This is a genomic window from Acidobacteriota bacterium (genome assembly GCA_016715115.1).
Lineage (GTDB): Bacteria > Acidobacteriota > Blastocatellia > Pyrinomonadales > Pyrinomonadaceae > JAFDVJ01.
Map to the genome: position 1 here is coordinate 1,521,577 of JADKBM010000016.1, position 19,365 is coordinate 1,540,941.

General features: G+C 54.5%; 15 protein-coding genes. 11 read left to right on the plus strand and 4 right to left on the minus strand.

Going from position 1 to position 19,365, the window contains the following annotated elements; all coding sequences use genetic code 11:
- Positions 1-494: 494 nt before the first annotated feature.
- Together IPN69_24460 and IPN69_24465 are read left to right on the plus strand one after the other, a co-directional pair.
- Positions 495-1,364 (plus strand): polyprenyl synthetase family protein, encoded by an 870-nt coding sequence (locus IPN69_24460; protein ID MBK8813863.1) that lies wholly within the window; start codon positions 495-497, stop codon positions 1,362-1,364.
- Positions 1,365-1,402: 38 nt separating this feature from the next.
- Positions 1,403-1,813: a hypothetical protein gene (locus IPN69_24465; protein MBK8813864.1), complete on the plus strand. Its 411-nt coding sequence runs from the start codon at positions 1,403-1,405 to the stop codon at positions 1,811-1,813.
- 4 nt (positions 1,814-1,817) lie between these two features.
- On the opposite strand, the gene IPN69_24470 is transcribed toward IPN69_24465, so the two are convergent.
- The 3 genes from IPN69_24470 to IPN69_24480 form a co-directional block, all read right to left on the minus strand.
- Positions 1,818-2,369, minus strand: a complete 552-nt coding sequence (locus IPN69_24470) for a hypothetical protein (protein MBK8813865.1) — start codon at positions 2,367-2,369, stop codon at positions 1,818-1,820.
- A complete protein-coding gene (locus IPN69_24475) occupies positions 2,366-5,080 on the minus strand; it encodes a serine/threonine protein kinase (GenBank protein MBK8813866.1) in 2,715 nt (904 codons plus the stop codon). Before IPN69_24475 ends, IPN69_24470 begins: the two co-directional genes overlap by 4 nt.
- A gap of 130 nt (positions 5,081-5,210) precedes the next feature.
- Positions 5,211-5,771: a sigma-70 family RNA polymerase sigma factor gene (locus IPN69_24480; protein ID MBK8813867.1), complete on the minus strand. Its 561-nt coding sequence runs from the start codon at positions 5,769-5,771 to the stop codon at positions 5,211-5,213.
- A gap of 470 nt (positions 5,772-6,241) precedes the next feature.
- Here IPN69_24480 and IPN69_24485 point away from each other — a divergent pair, with 470 nt between their 5' ends.
- The 8 genes from IPN69_24485 to IPN69_24520 all read left to right on the plus strand — a co-directional run bounded on the left by IPN69_24485 (position 6,242) and on the right by IPN69_24520 (position 17,733).
- Positions 6,242-7,066: a hypothetical protein gene (locus IPN69_24485; GenBank protein ID MBK8813868.1), complete on the plus strand. Its 825-nt coding sequence runs from the start codon at positions 6,242-6,244 to the stop codon at positions 7,064-7,066.
- A gap of 459 nt (positions 7,067-7,525) precedes the next feature.
- Positions 7,526-10,891 carry a VCBS repeat-containing protein gene (locus IPN69_24490; GenBank protein ID MBK8813869.1) on the plus strand — a complete coding sequence of 1,122 codons (3,366 nt, stop codon included), beginning with the start codon at positions 7,526-7,528 and terminating at the stop codon, positions 10,889-10,891.
- Positions 10,892-11,107: 216 nt separating this feature from the next.
- Positions 11,108-11,350 carry a hypothetical protein gene (locus tag IPN69_24495; GenBank protein ID MBK8813870.1) on the plus strand — a complete coding sequence of 81 codons (243 nt, stop codon included), beginning with the start codon at positions 11,108-11,110 and terminating at the stop codon, positions 11,348-11,350.
- Between the two features lie 147 nt (positions 11,351-11,497).
- A complete protein-coding gene (locus tag IPN69_24500) occupies positions 11,498-12,250 on the plus strand; it encodes a hypothetical protein (protein ID MBK8813871.1) in 753 nt (250 codons plus the stop codon).
- A 153-nt stretch (positions 12,251-12,403) separates the two neighbouring features.
- Positions 12,404-15,667 carry a VCBS repeat-containing protein gene (locus tag IPN69_24505; protein MBK8813872.1) on the plus strand — a complete coding sequence of 1,088 codons (3,264 nt, stop codon included), beginning with the start codon at positions 12,404-12,406 and terminating at the stop codon, positions 15,665-15,667.
- A 4-nt stretch (positions 15,668-15,671) separates the two neighbouring features.
- Positions 15,672-16,223 (plus strand): hypothetical protein, encoded by a 552-nt coding sequence (locus IPN69_24510; protein MBK8813873.1) that lies wholly within the window; start codon positions 15,672-15,674, stop codon positions 16,221-16,223.
- A gap of 205 nt (positions 16,224-16,428) precedes the next feature.
- Positions 16,429-17,298 (plus strand): 4-hydroxy-3-methylbut-2-enyl diphosphate reductase, encoded by an 870-nt coding sequence (gene ispH / locus IPN69_24515; GenBank protein ID MBK8813874.1) that lies wholly within the window; start codon positions 16,429-16,431, stop codon positions 17,296-17,298.
- Positions 17,299-17,379: 81 nt separating this feature from the next.
- Entirely contained in the window at positions 17,380-17,733 is a 354-nt protein-coding gene (locus tag IPN69_24520) for a cupin domain-containing protein (protein ID MBK8813875.1), read from the plus strand.
- A gap of 54 nt (positions 17,734-17,787) precedes the next feature.
- Here IPN69_24520 and IPN69_24525 read toward each other — a convergent pair whose 3' ends face one another.
- Entirely contained in the window at positions 17,788-18,513 is a 726-nt protein-coding gene (locus tag IPN69_24525) for a hypothetical protein (protein ID MBK8813876.1), read from the minus strand.
- Positions 18,514-18,898: 385 nt separating this feature from the next.
- Here IPN69_24525 and IPN69_24530 point away from each other — a divergent pair, with 385 nt between their 5' ends.
- Entirely contained in the window at positions 18,899-19,264 is a 366-nt protein-coding gene (locus IPN69_24530) for a hypothetical protein (GenBank protein MBK8813877.1), read from the plus strand.
- Positions 19,265-19,365 lie beyond the last annotated feature (101 nt).

Here is a 19,365-nt window from a genome sequence, read left to right on the forward strand (position 1 = left end):
TTTGTCTTCGGGGAAAGATTGAAATGAACTGCCTTAATGTAGCTTTGAATCGAAGAATACGCAAGGTATTGAAACGATATGTCCGACGGTTGTCTGGAATCATCCGCGGTAACGGAAGGCCCTGCTGCGGCTTGCCGCCCGGATGTGCGGAAAGGCACAGGAGACTGTCTCAAAAGTCCCTAGTGTCGCCGAAGGTGACGGACACCATAGCGTAGCGAGAATCGCTAAGTGAGGATCGGAATTCGACTTCCGTCTCCGAATGAGACGAACATAAATCGATGATTGTTGGTCACTTACAGCGACCAAGACGGGAATGCAACGTCACGTATGTTCTTTGTCTCCTTCGGAGACTCAATTCGGTGAATTTTGAGACAGCCTCCACAGCCTTGCCGCACATCCGGGCGGTAAACCGTATCTCTGATAAACCAAGAAAGCAACGTGAATGCCGTTGCCATTTCTCGATCCCAGCCTCCATCAATTATCCTTAGAACATAATGAACGACCTCAAGGCTTTCTTCGAAGAATGCGCGCGCCTCGTCGATGCTGAACTTGAGCGATTGATCCCGACATCGCCGGAACGGCTTTACGAAGCGGTCCGCTGGAGCGTCTTCGCCGGCGGCAAGCGCTTTCGCCCTGCACTTCTGGTCGCCGTCGGCCGGGCCTTCGGCGCGCCCGATGAGAAGCTTGTGAGATCCGCCGCGGCGATCGAGATGATCCATACCTATTCGCTGATCCACGACGATCTGCCGGCGATGGACGACGACGATCTCCGCCGCGGCCGCGCGACGTGCCACGTCAAATTCGACGAGGCGACCGCGATCCTCGCCGGCGACGTCCTGCAGTCGCTCGCGTTCGGCGCGATCGCGAGCGACGAATCGCTCGACCATTCGACGCGCGTCCGGCTCATCAGCGAACTCGCCACGGCGGCGGCGAAAATGGTCGACGGCCAGCAGCTCGATCTTGACAGTGAAGGCCGGTCGATCACGATCGAGGAACTTGAACGCATCCACCTCAACAAGACCGGCGCGATGATCAGATTTTCGGCCCGCGCCGGAGCGCTGATCGGCGGCGCGACGGAATCGGAACTTGAAGCGGTCACCTCATACGCGTCCAAGATCGGCCTGCTTTTCCAGATCACCGACGATCTTCTTGACGTCACGCAAACGACAGAAATGCTCGGCAAAACCGCCGGCAAGGACGTCACCTCCGAAAAGGCTACTTATCCAGCGCTGCTCGGGCTCGATCAAGCCGGAGACCTTGCGAAGCAGGTTCGCAATGCGGCCGTCGCGGATTTGATGAAACTCGACCGATCAACCAAAATCCTGAGCGACATTGCTGACTTCATTCTTGAACGAAGATCCTGACACGTATGCCCCGTCGAACACTAAAAAAAGTTGTCGAAATGACCGTGGAAGCGAAACGCGAGTACGAAGGCGTCAAAGAAGCGGTGGTTCACGATTCTATCGCGAGCCTGGAAACCAAGACGAACCCATTCGTTTTTGCCGTGTTCGCAATCTTGACAATCGGGGTTTGGCGGGCCGCACTGAACGAGCGTTTTGACCTTGGGATACTTTTCGACAAGGCCGGTTTGGCCGGTTTTTTCTATCCCGCCGTCGTCGTGCTGGCAATCTCGTATTTCACGATCTATCTCGGCTCAAAGCTGATTATCAAACCCGTCGCTCACGTCGAGGAAACCGACATGTTTACTCCGATCCGGACGTACCCCAAAGAATATCTGCGCAGACTGATCGCGATTGGCTTGAGCGTTATTCACACGGGAATCGTTTTCACTGTCGTTATAAGTCGTCAATAAGTCTTCATTGTGCCGAGATCGTCGCTTCCAGTTCCTCGATCCGCGATTGGAAGATGGGTGATTTGACCTTCGAGCCGCGGATCGTCTCGAGCGCTCGTTTGTAGAGCGCGAGCGCTTTGGCGCGTTCAGCGGCAGTCGCGGTTACGGCCGAACCTTCCCGGGCTCCGCCAAGTACATCGTCCTGTCGACGCAGACAATCCGAAACGCGTTGGCTGAACCCGCCGTCACCCGGTGATGCGGCCAGAAACGGCGACAGACGATCCGCACAGTCTTCCCAGATCATTGCCGATCTTCGGCGATCGCCGCGATCCGAAAAAAAGCCAGCGGGAATTTCGAGCATTTCCGGCGCGAATGCCATCGCTTCCGGGTCTTTTCGATTTGCGTTCAGATACGTGAGATATAGCTTTAATCCGGATTCGAGCTCGGTCAATCCTTCGGCGCGTCTTCCGAGTTTGTCGAGGGCGTGTATCTTTGATCCTGAATTTGAGAGATATGCACGGCGTTTTGCCGACGAACTCGGCGGCAGTTCGGTCAAGGCAAGCCCGAAATTCGTCAAAACGCAAAGTTGTTTTTGATAAGAGCATTCAGATCCGCGAATTTCGCTTCGTCAGACCCGTAGAATTGGTTATTCGCCTTCAGATCGGTGTAGATCTTGAGGCTCTCTTCGAGCAATTCGCGGGCTTCGCGTGATTTAACGAGATTCCGTTCTTTCGCGCCGATCAGAGCGAGCGTTTCGCCTTTTCCCTTCAATGAGACCGCAAGTTCGCGGCGCAAATCCAGATTTGTCGAATCGCTGAGGCATAATTCGCGATTGATCTTCAGCGCCATATTCAGTTGAGAGAGGGCTTCAGCCAAATCATTGTTTGCGCGAAATGCGGCGGCAATTTTGTTCCGGCTAATGGCAATATAACGCTTGGCCAGCGTCATTGTCGGGTCGTTTTTGAAAGCGGCTTCGCGCATTTCGAGCGAACGGTTCAACAATTTCAACGCACCGGCGACATCGCCTGCCTTGACGCGCAGATCGCCCGCCGTATCCAGACTGACGGTGAGATCGCCGTAGAACTGGATATTTGTCGGGTCGGCGGCAAAAAGCTGTTCGGAAACGGCAAGCCCGCTGTTTGACAACACGTTGGCAAGTTCAGTCTCTCCGAGTTCGAGATAAGCATTCGCAGATAGATCATCGAAAAGCCCGATCATTCTCTTCAAATCGGTGTTGTTCGGCTCAACGCTAATCACGTTTTCAACCAAAGTCCGACCATTTGCATATTGTTCGAGTGCTTTCCGATACTCTCCGTTAGCATGCAAGGCTTTCCCGATTGCGTAATAGCCCAAGAAAATATTGCGCTGGCGTCTGTTGTTTGCCGGTTCCAAAGCCTGGAACTGCTCCGCCATCGCGAGCGTATCCTGATAATACTTGATTGCCGCATTCAGTTCGCCGGTCTTGGCCTTTATGGATCCGACGCGTTCGTAGCTGATCATCAATCCATTCAGCACCTTTGGATCCGCAGGATATTCCTTTCGCACTTCTTCACGCAATCGCAGTCCCGTTTGATAATTCTCGGTTGCAGCTGGCGTGTCGTAACTTGCGACTCCAAACATATCGCCGAGCATATCGTAGTATTTCGCCAGATTGAGACGAAAATCCGGATTGGTCGGTTCGTGCCTGACGAGTACTTCCCCGATCGTGATGGATTTGCGAAAACTCCCAATAGCGCCCGCGACATCACCAATATTCGGAAACGACGGGTGACCTTGGATCATTCCGAGGTTGTAATACGATTCGGCCAGTTCGCTTTGCAGCGAGTCGTCATCCCCCGATTCAAGCGCGAGATTATCGAGAAACGGCAATGCACGGTCAATTACCAGTTTGCGAGCGGGGGTAGATCCCGGCAAATTCTCGATCGCATCGTGAAACTCAAACAAGAACGAATTCGTCAGTTTCCGCACATCATTGAAACGCCGCTCGGATTTGGCGCGTTCGCGGCGGGCGACGACCGCCTGCCAGGTGGCCACCGAAATTCCGCCGATCAGTGAAAACAAAACAAGGGCCGCGGCAACGACGCCGGCCCGATGGCGTTTGACATACTTTCCAAAACGGTAATTCAGAGTTTGCGGACGCGCCAGGACCGGCAAGCCTTGCAGAAATCTCAAGACATCGTCCGAAAATTGTTGCACCGAACCGTATCTCTCGGCCGGTTCTTTCCGCAGCGCTTTCAGGATAATGTTGTCCAGATCGCCCTTTAGTATTTTGGGATTTATGATTGCGGATTGCGGATTTGTTTTCGATTCGTCGTGAGCCGTCTTTTGATCGCCTGAGACCGTTACCTTCGAATCCGAAGTCCGAAATCCCAAATCCGAAATCCACGCCGACGGGCGGACGGGTTCGGTTTCACAGACGCTTTTGACGATCTCGTCGAACGATCTTCCTTTTGTTTCATAGGGGCGGTGCTCGGCGAGAAGCTCATAGAGGATCACGCCTAAGCTGTAAACGTCGGTCGCCGTCGTCACGGTTTTCCCTAAAATCTGTTCGGGAGACGCATATTCGGGCGTGAATACTTTCGCCCGGGTCGCCGTGTTTGTGTTCTCGAAACCATCGTCCGACAAAACCTTGGCAATCCCGAAATCGAGCAGTTTTGCGTTGCCGTCACTGGTGACGATGACATTCGTCGGCTTCAGATCGCGGTGAATGACGAGATTCTGATGTGCGTTTTCGACGGCTGAACAAATTTGCCTGAAAACTCCAAGTCGTTCTTCGAGAGATAGTTGTCGCTCACGGCAGTATTGATTGAGCGGGAGTCCTTCAACATATTCCATCACGAAAAACGGCAAGCCTTCGGTAGAAATTCCGCCGTCAATTAATTGCGCGATATTCGGATGTCGTAAGGTTGAGAGAATCCGGCGTTCGGTCGCAAATCGTTTCAGGATCGCTTCGGAATCCATTCCGCGTTTGATGATCTTTAGTGCGACCTTCTGCTTGAAATCGGAATTGACGCGCTCGGCCAGATAGACCGCGCCCATTCCGCCGGAGCCGATTTTTTCAAGGATCAAATAATTCTCGATCCGTTTGTTGATGAACGTCTCTTTCGATTCATCTTCCGCAATGCCTTGCGAGATCAAGAGAGGCCTGTCAATAAAACCTTCGGCTTTCTCGTGGGCGGCAAGCAGTTTTTCGACCTTGCTCCGAACTTCTTCGTCCGCTTCACGCGAAAGAAAGTCAGCACGTCCAGCTTCGGGCAAATCAAGCGCGGCCGAAAGTACGTTCTTCATTATTTGCCATTTCGCGGAATCCATATTGTCTCCTCTAGAAACTACGCGTGAAACAATGGGGGAATGGCTCAATCAAAGTTCGAAGCAACGGCTTGGGTCGGTGGCGCCTCACGTCGTTTCTTCGGACCATTCAATCGGCGTTGATTCTCTCATAGAGCCAGGCGCGCGCGATCACCCATTCGCGTTTTACGGTCGCCGGCGAAATCCGCAAGACTTGCGCGGTTTCTTCGATCGTCATACCCGCAAAATAGCGAAGTTCGACAAGCCGGCATTGTTGGGCGTCGAGTTTTTCAAGTTCATTCAAGGCGTCGTCGAGAGCGAGGAGATCCTGGTTCATTTCGACCGAAAGCGTCGGTGCGTCTTCAAGCGAGACCTTTTCAAAACCGTGTTTTAAGGACTTTCTCTGCCGCGCGGCATCAATCAAGATTCTCCGCATCGCTTGGGCGGCAATAGCAAAGAACTGACCGCGATTTTCCCAATCGACCGCACGTTGGTTGGTGAGTTTGAAATACACCTCGTGGACGAGTTCCGTCGTTTGAATTGAAACGGCATTTTCACGATGCAAAAAGCTCGCGGCCAGATGGCGCAGTTCGTTGTAAACGATCGGCAGCAATCTATCCAGAGCATCGCGATTTTCATCAACCGCTCCGTTGCTGAGCTCGCTTAACAAACGGGTAACTTCATTTGCCATAAGATCGCTGCGCAATTTTACCATAATCCCGCTTAGACGCCGCGTCCGATTGCCACGCGCCCCGAACGGCTCGCGACAATACTCCGGTCCGGCGAGACGTATGGGCGGTCGATGATCGGAGAGAATCTCCAGGGACGTTCTTCGGTACGCCGAAAGCGACCGACGGAGATTTGCGTGATAAAACGCCGATTGAGCCAGATCGAACGGCGATCTCGCGTAGTTATGTGAACGAGAATCGCAATTTCGGCAAAAGAGATTCGTTGTCAATCGATGGTGATTTGTCGAGGTCAGGTTGTCTTCAGGGTTCGAGCGCCAAAACTCGCGTTGTAACGAGTGATTTTGCCGGCCGGATCAAAGCTCCATCAATCCGTTCCGAAGAGTGTGCCGGCCGGCGGTCGTCCTGCGGACTTGAACCAGATGCCGATTGATGGGCACGGATTTTCAAGAAATATATAAAAAAGGAGAGAAAGATGAAAAAACTGACGATGATGATGATGATGTTGGTTTGCATCGGGGGACAATTCGCCGCGGCGCAAGACAAAACGGACGCGAAGGGCGAACGGGAGTCAATACTAAGAGAATTGACGGACGTCAAGAAGGAGCAGAACAACCCGATCAATTCCCTGCTTTCGGTCGCTGATGTGGGCGATCCCGATTCGTTCGGAAGGAACGTAAAATTCCTGGGAACGGCGGCGACCGGCGTGGTCTATGTTTATCGCAGCTGCGATCCGGTGATCTTGCTGGCGGAAGTGGACGTCACGCTCGGCGCGGACGACCGCTGCCTGGCGCACACGGTCGGCGGGCCGACCTCGGCTGGAACCTTCAACGACATCGGCAGAATCACGATTCCCGGACGCTCGGTCGACAATGTGATCTTCTTCGTTCTCAACAACACGATCAGCAACGACTTCAACAACGATTTTGCCAACGGGCTTCCGGCATTCTTCCGCTTCACGCCGCGTTTGACGATCGAGAGCACAGCTTTGAACGATCCGTTGGCACTCGACCCGACAACCGGATTGCCATTGAACGGCTCGCTGACGATTTCGGCTTTCGGCACGAAGGTCTTCAACAGAACCATTCCCGCCAACGATTTTGAATTTGACTACAATCAGTCCAGTTCAGCTTCGACACGCGGCTTTGCGCGCAGTTATTTCGCCGATCTTGGCTTGCCGCAAACGGTCATTAACAAGCTCTACAACCGACCGATGACGATCAGGCTCGGAATCAGCGTTTCGGCGCGAGGGGTGTCTTTCGGGCAGTATCTGTATGCGGCGCGATTTATGGGCAATTAGACTGCCGGTTTTTTCAACCGCGGCAAAGATCCGACGCATCGCCTACGCTGCGATCCGGAAAAACTGGCCGCGGTTTTCCCAATCCACCTTTTCGCTGATCCGTCAGTTTGAAATAGACCTCGTGCTCGAGTTCCGTAGTTTTTGGCGACAAATCGCTTCACGATTGAGAAAACTGCCGGCCAGTCGCCGCAACGGCAGCAACCGATCAAGGGCCTCGCACTCGCTGTTGCCGCTTCTTGGCTCCTCAAGCAATTCCGTTACTTCGCTCGCCATATCGTTCGACTTGAGGGATTTTACCACGGTCGTCGTGTCGAAATGCGCAAAGCTCCGATACAAGCAAACAAAGTCGTTGGGTCGAAACGGAATGTTCGAAGTCACCTCAGTTGAGCCGATCCTCCGAAAAATTCCGCGTAGTGATTTGAAAGAGAAAAATTTGGGACATCCAGGGAGTAGATTCAGATGAAAGCAAAACAACCGGTTACAGCCGCACTGTTCACGGAAATTCGCAGTGATCTCGGGCGATCTTTATTCGGAAATGCAATCCGTTTGATCCTATCGATCATCGTTGTCGGCGCGTTTTCCGTTCTCGCGCTCGGACAATCCGCGGTCGACGGGTTCCACGCTGACGTTAACGGGTTGGTCTATCGCGTTGAAGCCTCATTTAACGGTATCTACCTCGCCGGGCAACAGTTCACGACGGTAAACGGCGTTGCCAAGTCGCACCTTGCACGGCTCAATTACGACGGAAGTTTGGATACGACGTATAACCCGAATCCAAACAGCGCGCTTCAGGCTTTGGCCGTTAGCGGCAACAAACTCGTTGTGATCGGCAGTTTCACGCAGATCGGCGGTGGCCCGTCGGCGGGAATCGCACGACTGAATTTTAACGGAACCAACGACGGAGCATTCACCGCCGCGATCTCGGGTGCCGCCGCGGTCGCCGTTCAATCGGATGGGAAGGTACTGGTCGGCGGACATTTTACGACCATCGGCGGAACGCCACGGAGCAAGTTGGCCCGCTTCAACGCCGACGGAACTCTGGATGCGACCTTCACGCCCAATGTCGACGATGCCGTTTTCGGAATTTCTCTTCAGCCGGACGGAAAGATACTGATCTGCGGACAATTCTTCAACGTCAACGGGCAGACCAGATGGCGTTTTGCCCGGCTCAACGCCGACGGTTCGCTCGACAATTCGTTCATCGTTAACGCGGGCTTTCCCGGTTCGAACGGTTCGACCTATTCTTCCGCCGTGCAGGCGGACGGAAAGATCGTGATCGCCGGTTCCTTTTCAAGATTCGGCGAAGGCTCGACCGCCCGAAACAACTTCGCGCGCCTGAACGCGGACGGGACGCCTGACCCATCATTTACGCCGAACTTCAGCGGTCCCGTTTATAGCCTGCACATCCAAGCGGATGACACGATTCTCGCGGGCGGACAATTCGTAACGTTAAACGGCGCCGCGCGCAACAATATCGCGAGGCTAAACCGGAACGGAACGGTCGACTCGTCTTTCGTGGGTTCCGCGGATAATTACGTCACCGACGTTCTGACATTCGCGGACGGTCGCGTTATCACGTGCGGAGCGTTCACCGCGATCAACGGGTTTCCGTCTATAAACCGGATCGCGCGTTTGTATCCGGACGGCCGTCTCGACGGTGATACGAATCTCAGCATCGTCGGAGGGCCGCCGGTCGAGATAGTTGCACTTCCGGGCGGCCAGACGCTGATTGCAGGCGGTTTCACGAGTGTCGGCGGTGCCGCGCGGCAGGGAATGGCAAGACTTGGCTGGACAGGGGCAAACGATTCGACGTTTGCAAATCCGCAGCTTACGGGCTGGGCCTACGCGCTGGCGGTTCAGCCCGACGGCAAATATCTCGTCGGCGGAGATTTTGCTTCGGCAGGCGGAACCGGACAGTCGCGAATCGCGCGTTTCAATTCAAACGGAGTCATCGACGGAACGTTCGCCCCGACCTTCACCTATGGCGCGTCCACGCCGTTCGTAAACTCGATCTCGATTCAGCTCGACGGCAAGATCCTCGTCGCCGGACAGTTCACCGCGGTCAACGGCATAACGTCAAACAGAATCGTCCGACTGACTCAGCTTGGGCAGGTCGACATAACATTTGCGGCGAACGTCGATTATTTGATCGACGTGATCGCGGTTCAGCAAGACGGTAAGATCCTGATCGGCGGAGCGTTTGAGAACGTCGGCGGACAGCCGCGAACCGGACTTGCGCGCCTCAACGCGAACGGCACGCTCGACACGACATTCAATCCGGTCCTGAACGGCATCGTCCACGAGGTCAGCGATATCAAGATCGACCGAGCCGGAAAGATCCTCGTCGGTGGAAGTTTCGCGGGCGTCAACGGCAACGGACGCGCGAACCTCGTTCGACTCAACAGCGACGGCACGCTTGACCCGACATTCACGGCCGCCGTGATCGACGGCACCGTTTTGTCGATCCAATTCGACACGAACGACAATATTTTCATCGCCGGACGATTCGGAAACGTCGACGGATTGCCGCGCGCCTACATCGCAATGCTGAATACCAGCGGCTCTGTAAATTCGCTTTTTCAGAACACCGCCGCAAACGAAAATATCCAGTCGATGAACATCCGCGACGACGGAAAGATTTTGGTCGGCGGGTATTTCACTTTGATTGGAGGACAGAGCCGGAACCAATTTGCCGCACTATCGCGCAGTAACGGTCCGCCGATCTATTTTCTGACGGCGAATTCTTCGACAATTCAGTGGTATCGCGACGGTATCGCGCCTGAGGTCAATCGCGTTATTTTCGAACGTTCGACCGATGGCGTCAACTATACTTTTCTCGGCAACGGCATCAGTTCTCCGGCACCGTACTACACCTGGAACCTGGCAATGCCGCCGGGAACCCCGTCGGGATACATTCGGGCGCGCGGTTATGCAAACGATTTTTCGGACCGTCGATCGTTGTACGAAATGGAAGTCTATTACGCGGTTCCGCAAACACGCCGTTCTCCGTTCGATTTTGACGGCGACGGCAAGACCGACATCTCGATCTTCCGGCCGTCGCTCGGGCAGTGGTGGTTGAACCGTTCGAATCTCGGAACGATCGTCCATACTTTCGGAAACTCGGCCGACAAGCTCACGCCGGGGGATTTCACCGGAGACGGCGTCGCGGACGTCGCCATATTCCGGCCGTCGACGGGCGAGTGGTTCGTTCTCCGGAGCGAGAACGCGACCTTCTATTCGTTCCCGTTCGGATCGTCGACCGACATTCCTGTTCCCGCCGATTACGACGGCGACAGCAGAGCGGACGCCGCCGTCTTCCGGCCTTCAAACTCGACCTGGTATATCCAAAAATCTGCCGGCGGAACAACGATCGAGACGTTCGGCGTCGGCGGCGACGTTCCGGTTCCCGCGGATTACGACGGCGACGGACAGACGGACATCGCGATCTATCGCCCGAGCCTCGGGCAATGGTGGCTGAAGCGCTCGACCGCCGGTATTATCGCGCAGACGTTCGGAGTTTCGACCGACAAGACGGTTCAGGGCGACTACACCGGCGATGGCAAGGCGGACGTCGCGGTCTTCCGCCCGACGACCGGCGAATGGTTGATTCTGAGGTCCGAGAACTCCACTTTCTATTCGTTCCCGTTCGGCGCGAACGGCGACGCGCCCGCGCCGGGCGATTATGACGGCGACGGCAGGTTCGACGCCGCCGTTTTTAGATCTTCGTCGGCGACCTGGTACATTCAGCAATCGACTGCCGGAACGCTTATCCAGTCATTCGGTTCGGCCACTGATGTTCCGATCCCGAACGCGTATGTGAGGTAAAACGATGAAAGAGGCGGTAGACAATCTTTGTATCTATGATCCCGAATTCGAGAGCTATGCGCAGCGATTTGCTGACGATCTGGGCGGGTTGAAGGCACAGTCATCCGGGATTTTCTAACACGGACGATCTGCGCCCAAACCACCTCGTTGTCGCAATTTGCCGTCGCCGAAGACCTTGCGCCGACAGTGGCAAATGTTTCGATCTAGGGCCGTGTTATGACGGCGAACCGCAGCGGTATTCGCAATGCCATTGTCGTGCTGACCGATCAATCCGGCGCGATCCGGACGGCGCGGACGGGTTCTTTCGGCTATTACCGATTCGACGACATCGAGGCCGGACAAACCGTGATCGTAAACGTCCGATCGAAACTCTATCAATTTGCGCCGCAGGTTGTTTGGGTCAACGACAGCATCGCGGATCTGGATCTTTTACCGCTGGAGAGAAATGTATCTAGATAGATTTGAGCCAACGGCCCTGAAATTTTTTCGCGTAATTTATGGGTCGATAGAAACAATAGAGTTCAAAAGGAGAAAATTGAAATGCAAAAGGTAACTATGTTCGCACTCTTGGTGGTGATCGCTACTTAGATCGCGACTGCTCAAAACATGCCTGAGGCAAAGCAGGCGAGGGAAGAGATCCAAAAGGAAATGGCCGCCATCAGGGCGGTGCAGAAAGAGCCTGTCAATGCTTTGCTGTCCGTATCTGACGTTGGCGAGCCTGATTCGTTCGGCAAGAACGTAAAATTCCTCGGAACGGCGAGAACGGGCGTGGTCTACGTATATTTGAGTTGTGACCCGGCTGTCTTATTAGCCGATGTCGGTGTGACGCTCGGTCCGGATGATCGGTGCTTTGTTCACACGGTAGGAACACCGACATCGAGCGGTACATTCAACGATCTCGGAAGGATCACTATTCCGGGCAGATCGGCGGACAACACGATCTATTTTGTCGTCAACCGCACGATCGATAATGAGTTTCAGAACACGTTCGCAAATGAGATACCCACCTTCTTTCGGTTTTCACCCAGGCTGACGATCGAAAGCACAGCCCTGAACGACCCTGCAGCCGTAGATACTAATGGAAATCCGCTTAACGGTGTCCTGACCATTTCAGCATTCGGCACTAGGATATTTAACAACTCGCTTCATCCGGGAGCCTACGAAACATCTTATGACCAGAGTAGTGCGGCCGCCTCGACCGGATTTGCCCGCACCTATTTTGCGGCTTTAGGGCTTCCGCCGCAGGTCATCGACCAGCTATATAGAAGGCCGATGACGATCAAACTCGGGATGAGCGTGTCCGTTCGTGGCGTTTATTTTGGACAGTATCTGTACTCGATGCGGTTTATGGGTAACTAGTCTTGTGACTGTTGACGGCAGTTTCGCCTCCGACGGATCCGGTTCGCGATCTGTCGGAGGTTTTCTCGTTCTAGAAAAAAGATGAGCCAATACATACGAGAGTTTCGCGTAGTCAATCAGAGACCAAATTCGAATTCCCAAGGAGTAAAATCAGTGCTTACCAAAAAGTCCGTAGCTGCAATCTTTACCATACTTTTAACCTCTCTGAACATAGTTTCGTCGCTATATGGACAGTCGGCAAATGACGGCTTTGATCCGAATGCAAATGCCCAGGTCCAGAAGGTCTTTGTTCGCTTGAACGGAAGGATCTTGATTGGCGGCGGATTTTCGACTATCGGGGGTGCCCCGGCAAACCGGCTGGCCCAACTGAATAGGGACGGTTCGCGGGACACGTTCTTTAACGCCGACGTAAACGGTAACGTCAATGCGATCGTGGAGATTCCCGGTGGCAAGATTCTCATCGGCGGTGCATTTTCAGCCGTCGGCGGCGTGCAGCATGACAACATCGCCCGTATCAATATAGACGGCTCGCCCGACGCCCTTTTTACGGCCCCGAATGGGGCGGTGCGAACCATCGTTTTGCAACCGGATGGGAAGTTCATCATGGCCGGGCTATTCACATCGGTTGGCAGTGTTCCGCGTAACCGTATCTCGCGGCACAACTCAGACGGGACGGTCGACACGACCTTCGACCCTAACGTCAATGACGTCGTCGAATCGATGGTCCTCCAGCCGGACGGAAAGATCGTGATCGCCGGGTTCTTCACAACTGTCGGCGGAGTGGGCCGTAACCGGATCGCCCGGCTTAATGCCAACGGTTCGCTGGATACCACCTTTGCCGCAAACGTAAACTTCACGGTGCGCGCCGTCGCCTTGCAGGCGGACGGCAAAGTGCTTGTAGGTGGACAATTCGGCACCGTCAATGGCGTCCCCAGAAACCGAATTGCCCGTCTCAATGCGGATGGCACGCTTGATACGTCATTCAACCCGGACGTCAACAACATCGTGTGGGGACTTGCAACGCAGTCGGACGGCAAGATCTTGGTTGGCGGTTCGTTCTCGACGGTTGGCGGTGCTGCACGCGGTTATCTCGCACGTCTGAATATCGACGGTACTCTAGACACAGGCTATAACCCCGCTCCGAACACTGAGGTGTATTCGGTAATCGCCCAAGAGGACGGGAAGACAGTTTTCGGCGGCTTCTTTCTCTCAGTCGCCGGAGTTGCAAGGAACCGTATCGCCCGGGTTTATGAGGACGGCACACTCGAAACTAACTTCAATCCCGACACCGGCATCACCGGAAGCGTTTCGTCGATGATCTCGCTGCCTGACGGAAAGATCTATATCAGCGGCTTTTTTACTACTGTCGGCGGTGTCGCCCGCGGACGGCTTGCACGACTTAATCCCAACGGAAGCCTCGATACCACCTTTCCCGATCCCGGAGCCAACAACCTGGTGCTGGCGACCGCCCTCCAGGCTGACGGCAAGATCGTAGTCGGTGGGTTCTTCGATTCGATCGTGCTGACCGGAATTGGAAAACTAGCCCGACTGAACCCAAACGGAACACGCGACACCACATTCAATCCCATGGTAAATGGGGACGTTTATGCGATCTCGGTGCAAGATGACGGCAAGATCATAATTGGCGGTTCTCTCAATCAGATCAATGGAATGAACGTCGGCAATATTGCCCGCCTGAACGCAAATGGCACGCTCGACACGTCTTTCAATTTTGCCGTAAACGGAACGATCGATCAAATAGTCACCCAGCGAGACGGAAATATACTGATTGCTGGAACTTTTACAACGGTCAACGGGATAAACCGCCCGATGCTAGCCCGTTTGAATCTGGCCGGCTCGTCGCTGGACACCTCCTTTAACCCAACATTTTCGCATACCCTGCCTGCGACTCCGGCCGTTCGTAAGATCCTGCTTTTGCAAAGTGGAAAGGTCCTGGTCGGAGGCAATTTTGACAACGTCAGCGGCACCCCCAGGCAAAACATCGTCCTCCTCAACAGCAATGGTTCAGTCGATCTTCCGTTCGCGGTAACCGCCAATTTTCAGGCAACGGCCTTTGCCCAGGAAGCAGGCGGACGGATAATTATCGGCGGTCAATTTACGCTATTTAATGGAAACTCATGGCAGGGCCTCGTGAGGGTCGGGGAAAACGGCGAGCAGGATTTTACCTTTAATCCGGGCGTAAACAACATACCGACGGTGATCCTCGTGCAGAAAGACGGAAAGATTTTATTAGGCGGGGCGTTTACGACTGCCGGAGGCGTTCCCAGAAACGGTATGGCCAAAATCGCCACGGGCAATTTGGCGGCTTATGACATCACCGCCTCGAGCAGCGAGATCGTTTGGTCCGGTTTCTATAGTGCTCCTAAAGTGAACCGTTTGATCCTCGAAGGCTCGAGCGACGGAGTGAATTACGCTCCTCTGGGTGAAGCGACTCCGGATCCAGGGGGAATGGTCTGGCGATTAAGCGGAGCATCGTTCTCCGGCGGTTATATACGAGCACGAGGGCTTCATCCCGATGCTTCGAATCGGCAATCGTCAATCGAATTTGTCAAATACATACCGCAAACACGCCGTTCTCCGTTCGATTTCGACGGCGACGGCAAGACCGACATCTCGATCTTCCGGCCGTCGCTAGGGCAGTGGTGGCTGAACCGCTCGAACCTCGGGACGATCGTCCACACTTTCGGAAACTCGGCCGACAAGCTCACGCCGGGGGATTTCACCGGAGACGGCGTCGCGGACGTCGCCGTATTCCGGCCGTCGACAGGCGAGTGGTTCGTTCTCCGGAGCGAGAACGCGACCTTCTATTCGTTCCCGTTCGGATCGTCGACCGACATTCCTGTTCCCGCCGATTACGACGGCGACAGCAGAGCGGACGCCGCCGTCTTCCGGCCTTCAAACTCGACCTGGTATATCCAAAAATCTGCCGGCGGAACAACGATCGAGACGTTCGGCGTCGGCGGCGACGTTCCGGTTCCCGCGGATTACGACGGCGACGGACAGACGGACATCGCGATCTATCGTCCGAGCCTCGGGCAATGGTGGCTGAAGCGCTCGACCGCCGGTACTATCGCGCTGACGTTCGGAGTTTCGACCGACAAGACGGTTCAAGGCGACTACACCGGCGACGGCAAGGCGGACGTCGCGGTCTTCCGCCCGGCGACCGGCGAATGGTTGATTCTGAGGTCCGAGAACTCCACTTTCTATTCGTTCCCGTTCGGCGCGAACGGCGACGCGCCCGCGCCGGGCGATTATGACGGCGACGGCAGGTTCGACGCCGCCGTTTTTAGATCTTCGTCGGCGACCTGGTACATTCAGCAATCGACTGCCGGAACGCTTATCCAGTCATTCGGTTCGGCCACTGATGTTCCGATCCCGAACGCGTATGTGAGGTAAAACGATGAAAGAGGCGGTAGACAATCTTTGTATCTATGATCCCGAATTCGAGAGCTATGCGCAGCGATTTGCGGATGATCTCGGCGGAAGTTCGGCGATTTGCAAGGTCGGAACCATTGCCGAACTGCAAGCCGTTTTCGAAAATTACGTTTTGGTGAAATTTCTCGATATCGTCATTCACGGTAAGTCCGCCGGCGTCCTGGAGTTGGCGGACCATACGGTCGTAATGGGCAGTTATCTGGGCAAACTCGCGATGAACAAGCCGTTTCTGCAAAGAAATGCGCGCGTCCTATTCAGCAGTTGCGCGATCGGTGCGGGCGAAAGCGGAGGCAGGTTCCTGGATGAGCTCGGAAAAACAATGCTCATCGGCAAGGGCGGAATAATCGGCGCATCCACGGTGGACAACGCGGTTGTCTTGCCGAAATCAAGAAGTTTCGCGCAGGCTTTTCTGAAACCGTTCACCGATGGACGTTTGATCGTCCGAAAATACAACGAGGCCGGTGAAAAAGTAGACGGGGTAAGCACCGACCGTCGCGGAAACATGGCCCGTAATTGATTGTTTGAGGCATTCGCGAAGTTTCAAAAACATGGGGAAAGGAGCGAATTCGGTGCCATCGACACTCAGACGCACCTTACGTTCCTCCCCTTCCGCATCCATCGGGCCCCTAAACTTTATTTTTTTGTAAACTTTCGTTTGATTTGCTACAATTTCACCGAAGTCGTTTGAAAGTTAGAGTTTCAAATGACATTCTTGAAAAGCGATGAAAGTGTTACTTGCAGAAGAATACGGTTTTTGTTTCGGGGTCGAGCGTGCGGTCGAAATGGTCGAGGAATCGCTTGCACAGGGCGATACGGTTCGTTCGCTCGGTCCGCTGATCCACAACGAGCAGGAAATGGGCCGGCTCGGGCAGTTTGGCGTGACAACGATCAGCGAACCGGTTCAGATCAAGCGCGGCGAAACAGCGGTCATTCGTGCCCACGGCGTGACACCCGACGTCCAGCGCGAATTAGAAGAAAAGGCCTCAAAGGTCGTCGATGCCACTTGTCCGTTCGTGACGCGGGTTCAAAAACTCGCCGCGCGGGCGGCTGCGGAGAACAGGCACGTGATCATCGTCGGGAACCCTGACCACCCGGAGATGGTCGGCGTCAAGGGTTACGCACCGGACCACGCGTTTGTCATCAACGGAGTTGCCGAGGTCGCATCGCTTCCGCGCCTGCGAAGTCCTTTGGTCGTCTCGCAAACGACAATCAAGGCGCAAAACTTTTTCGACACGGCCGAAGCGGTCAAATCAAAGACGGACGATGAAGTACAGATCGTCAACACGATCTGTTCGGCGACGCGTGATCGACAGGACGCGGCGCGCGCGCTGGCCGGAATGGTCGATGCGTTCTACATCATCGGCGGACGCCATTCTTCGAACAGCCGCAAACTTCTTGCCGTTTGCAAGGAGCAATGCGAGAAGAGTTTTCTGGTCGAAACCGAGGACGAGATCAACCCCGAAGATTTGAACGGGATCGAGACGGTCGGCGTAACGGCCGGCGCATCGACGCCCAACTGGCTGATCGAAAAGGTCGTCAACCATCTGAAGTCGATCGGCGAAAAGAGCGAAAAGGAATTGCCGCTGAGTTAGGCGATGCGGCAGATTGGAAGGCAGGCTTTGATCGGCAACGGTCGGCCTGCTTTTTCGTTCGGGTCGTGTTACTTTTGTGTAATGGCGAACTTGAATCAACTTGTCAGAAGCAATGACGTTGACTGGAAACCGCTTCGTGAAGAAGGCGTGTCGGGGGTTTACGTGAAGGTTCTGATGTTTGACGAAACCGCCGGTCGCGCGCCGACCATCCTCCTTAAGTTCGATCCGGGCGCGACGTATCCGCTCCATAATCATCCAGCCGGCGAGGAGATCTTCGTACTCGAAGGCGACATCAAACTCGGAAAGGACGAGCTTACGACCGGAGACTATATCTTCACCGCGCCGGGGAATTTGCATCGCGTGAGCACAAGAGATGGTTGCGTCGTGTTTCTGCGGGCACCGGAGGAAGTGGTGAAGATCGAGGCCCGCAAATGAAAGAACCGCGCGAATCTTCGAAGACTCGCGCGGTTCCTATCGTATCGAATTCAATTACTCAACCGGCTCAACCCATTTCTTCATCGATACGGCCTGGTTCAGAAGCACGCCGAATTCGGTTCCGGCTTTCACCTGCGCTTCTTCGCCTTTGGTAAATTTCTCACCGAGATATCCCGCGCCCGCTCCGATCAGTCCGCCGATCAGTGCGCCCTTGCCGCCGCCGATCGCGGCTCCGAGAACCGCACCGCCGCCGGCGCCGCCGCCGATGAAGATGATCTTGCGGTTCTTCATCTTGTCGCCGGATGCGGTGCTTTCATTGTCGCTTTTCGCATCTTTAGTACTCAATTCGGTGAGCGATCCGTTGATCGCGCGCGTCGATCCGTCAGGCAATCTGACTGAAACGAAACTGACCGCGATCTGGCCCGGATTGCCGCCTTTTTTCGCCGGCGTGACCGTATCGACCCTGCCATTGACGATCGTGCCGACCGGCATCACGACGACGCCGGCGTTCGAATACACCGGTTCGGTCAGTGTCGTTCGAAATGTATCGCCGACCTTTGCTGTTTTGGAACTCAGCAGATCGTTGATTCGGACGCGGAAGACCGTTCCGTTATCGACGGTGTAAAGCTTGACGGCCGGCTTGGCAACCGGTTTCACGACCGTGGCTTTCTTGCGGATCGTCGGCTTCTTTCTTTTCGTCTGCGCCAACGCCGTTCCGGTTCCAAGGAACATCAACAACGCCAAAATTCCCGTTAAAAACTTGAAGTTCATAATTTTCATCTTTTTTCCTCGCTCATTTGAAACTAACGTCCAACAACCGTTCGCGTCAGCCTCGAGTAAGACGTGCGTCGGGGTCGAATCGTTGTACTGACTTTTAGCCTTGACGGGGACAAACTATTCCTTAAACCTATCACTAACCGCTCGAAAAACGAAGTCCGTCGCAGTCCGCGAAAACCGAGTCGGCCGAGTTTTGAACGAACCCATTCGAAAAACCCTGAATATTTTTGCGAATTCCCTGAAATCGTGTTTTATTAGACGTATATTCAAGGCAATTGAACAGTCAGCTTTCTCTTGGTTTTGGTTAACCCTTGGTGAAATATCCAAGGGTTAAGTTACTTAAGAGAATGAGTTAAACAAGTTTTTGCAAAGGAACGCGTCTTTGATTATGCCCCTGTACGGCCAAACAATCCTGCTCTTCGCGCTCAATTTCTTTGATGCGGTTTTGACGATCTACTGGGTCCGGAACGGCTTCGCGACGGAGGGAAATCATCTGATGGCGACGCTTCTCGATATCGGGGACCTTCCTTTTCTCGCGGTAAAGGTCGCGATCGGTGCGGTCACGGCAATTGTCCTTTGGCGTTTCCGAAACCTCCGTCTGGCGAAATACGGACTCGCACTCGCGCTGCTGATCTACGTTGGATTGATGGGGATTCACTTCTTTACTGGACTCTCGGCCTTCGGCCTGGTATCGGAGAACTTCTTTCATCGCATCGCCGACTGGGGAAGCGTTCTGATGGCATTCATTATTTAGGTCGCAAAAATCATCTTTCAGTTTCGCCGCCCGTTGTTCTATATTGAAACAGCGGGCTCGTTTTTTTCGTAATTCAACGCGCAACGGATGATTCCCGCACC

Coding starts and splice junctions, on each gene's coding strand:
- ispH (MBK8813874.1), top strand. CDS start 16,429: ATGAAAGTGTTACTTGCAGAAGAATACGGTTTTTGTTTCGGGGTCGAG.
- IPN69_24525 (MBK8813876.1), bottom strand. CDS start 18,513: ATGAAAATTATGAACTTCAAGTTTTTAACGGGAATTTTGGCGTTGTTG.
- IPN69_24490 (MBK8813869.1), top strand. CDS start 7,526: ATGAAAGCAAAACAACCGGTTACAGCCGCACTGTTCACGGAAATTCGC.
- IPN69_24475 (MBK8813866.1), bottom strand. CDS start 5,080: ATGAAGAACGTACTTTCGGCCGCGCTTGATTTGCCCGAAGCTGGACGT.
- IPN69_24480 (MBK8813867.1), bottom strand. CDS start 5,771: ATGGCAAATGAAGTTACCCGTTTGTTAAGCGAGCTCAGCAACGGAGCG.
- IPN69_24520 (MBK8813875.1), top strand. CDS start 17,380: ATGGCGAACTTGAATCAACTTGTCAGAAGCAATGACGTTGACTGGAAA.
- IPN69_24530 (MBK8813877.1), top strand. CDS start 18,899: ATGCCCCTGTACGGCCAAACAATCCTGCTCTTCGCGCTCAATTTCTTT.
- IPN69_24510 (MBK8813873.1), top strand. CDS start 15,672: ATGAAAGAGGCGGTAGACAATCTTTGTATCTATGATCCCGAATTCGAG.
- IPN69_24485 (MBK8813868.1), top strand. CDS start 6,242: ATGAAAAAACTGACGATGATGATGATGATGTTGGTTTGCATCGGGGGA.
- IPN69_24500 (MBK8813871.1), top strand. CDS start 11,498: ATGCCTGAGGCAAAGCAGGCGAGGGAAGAGATCCAAAAGGAAATGGCC.
- IPN69_24495 (MBK8813870.1), top strand. CDS start 11,108: ATGACGGCGAACCGCAGCGGTATTCGCAATGCCATTGTCGTGCTGACC.
- IPN69_24460 (MBK8813863.1), top strand. CDS start 495: ATGAACGACCTCAAGGCTTTCTTCGAAGAATGCGCGCGCCTCGTCGAT.
- IPN69_24465 (MBK8813864.1), top strand. CDS start 1,403: ATGACCGTGGAAGCGAAACGCGAGTACGAAGGCGTCAAAGAAGCGGTG.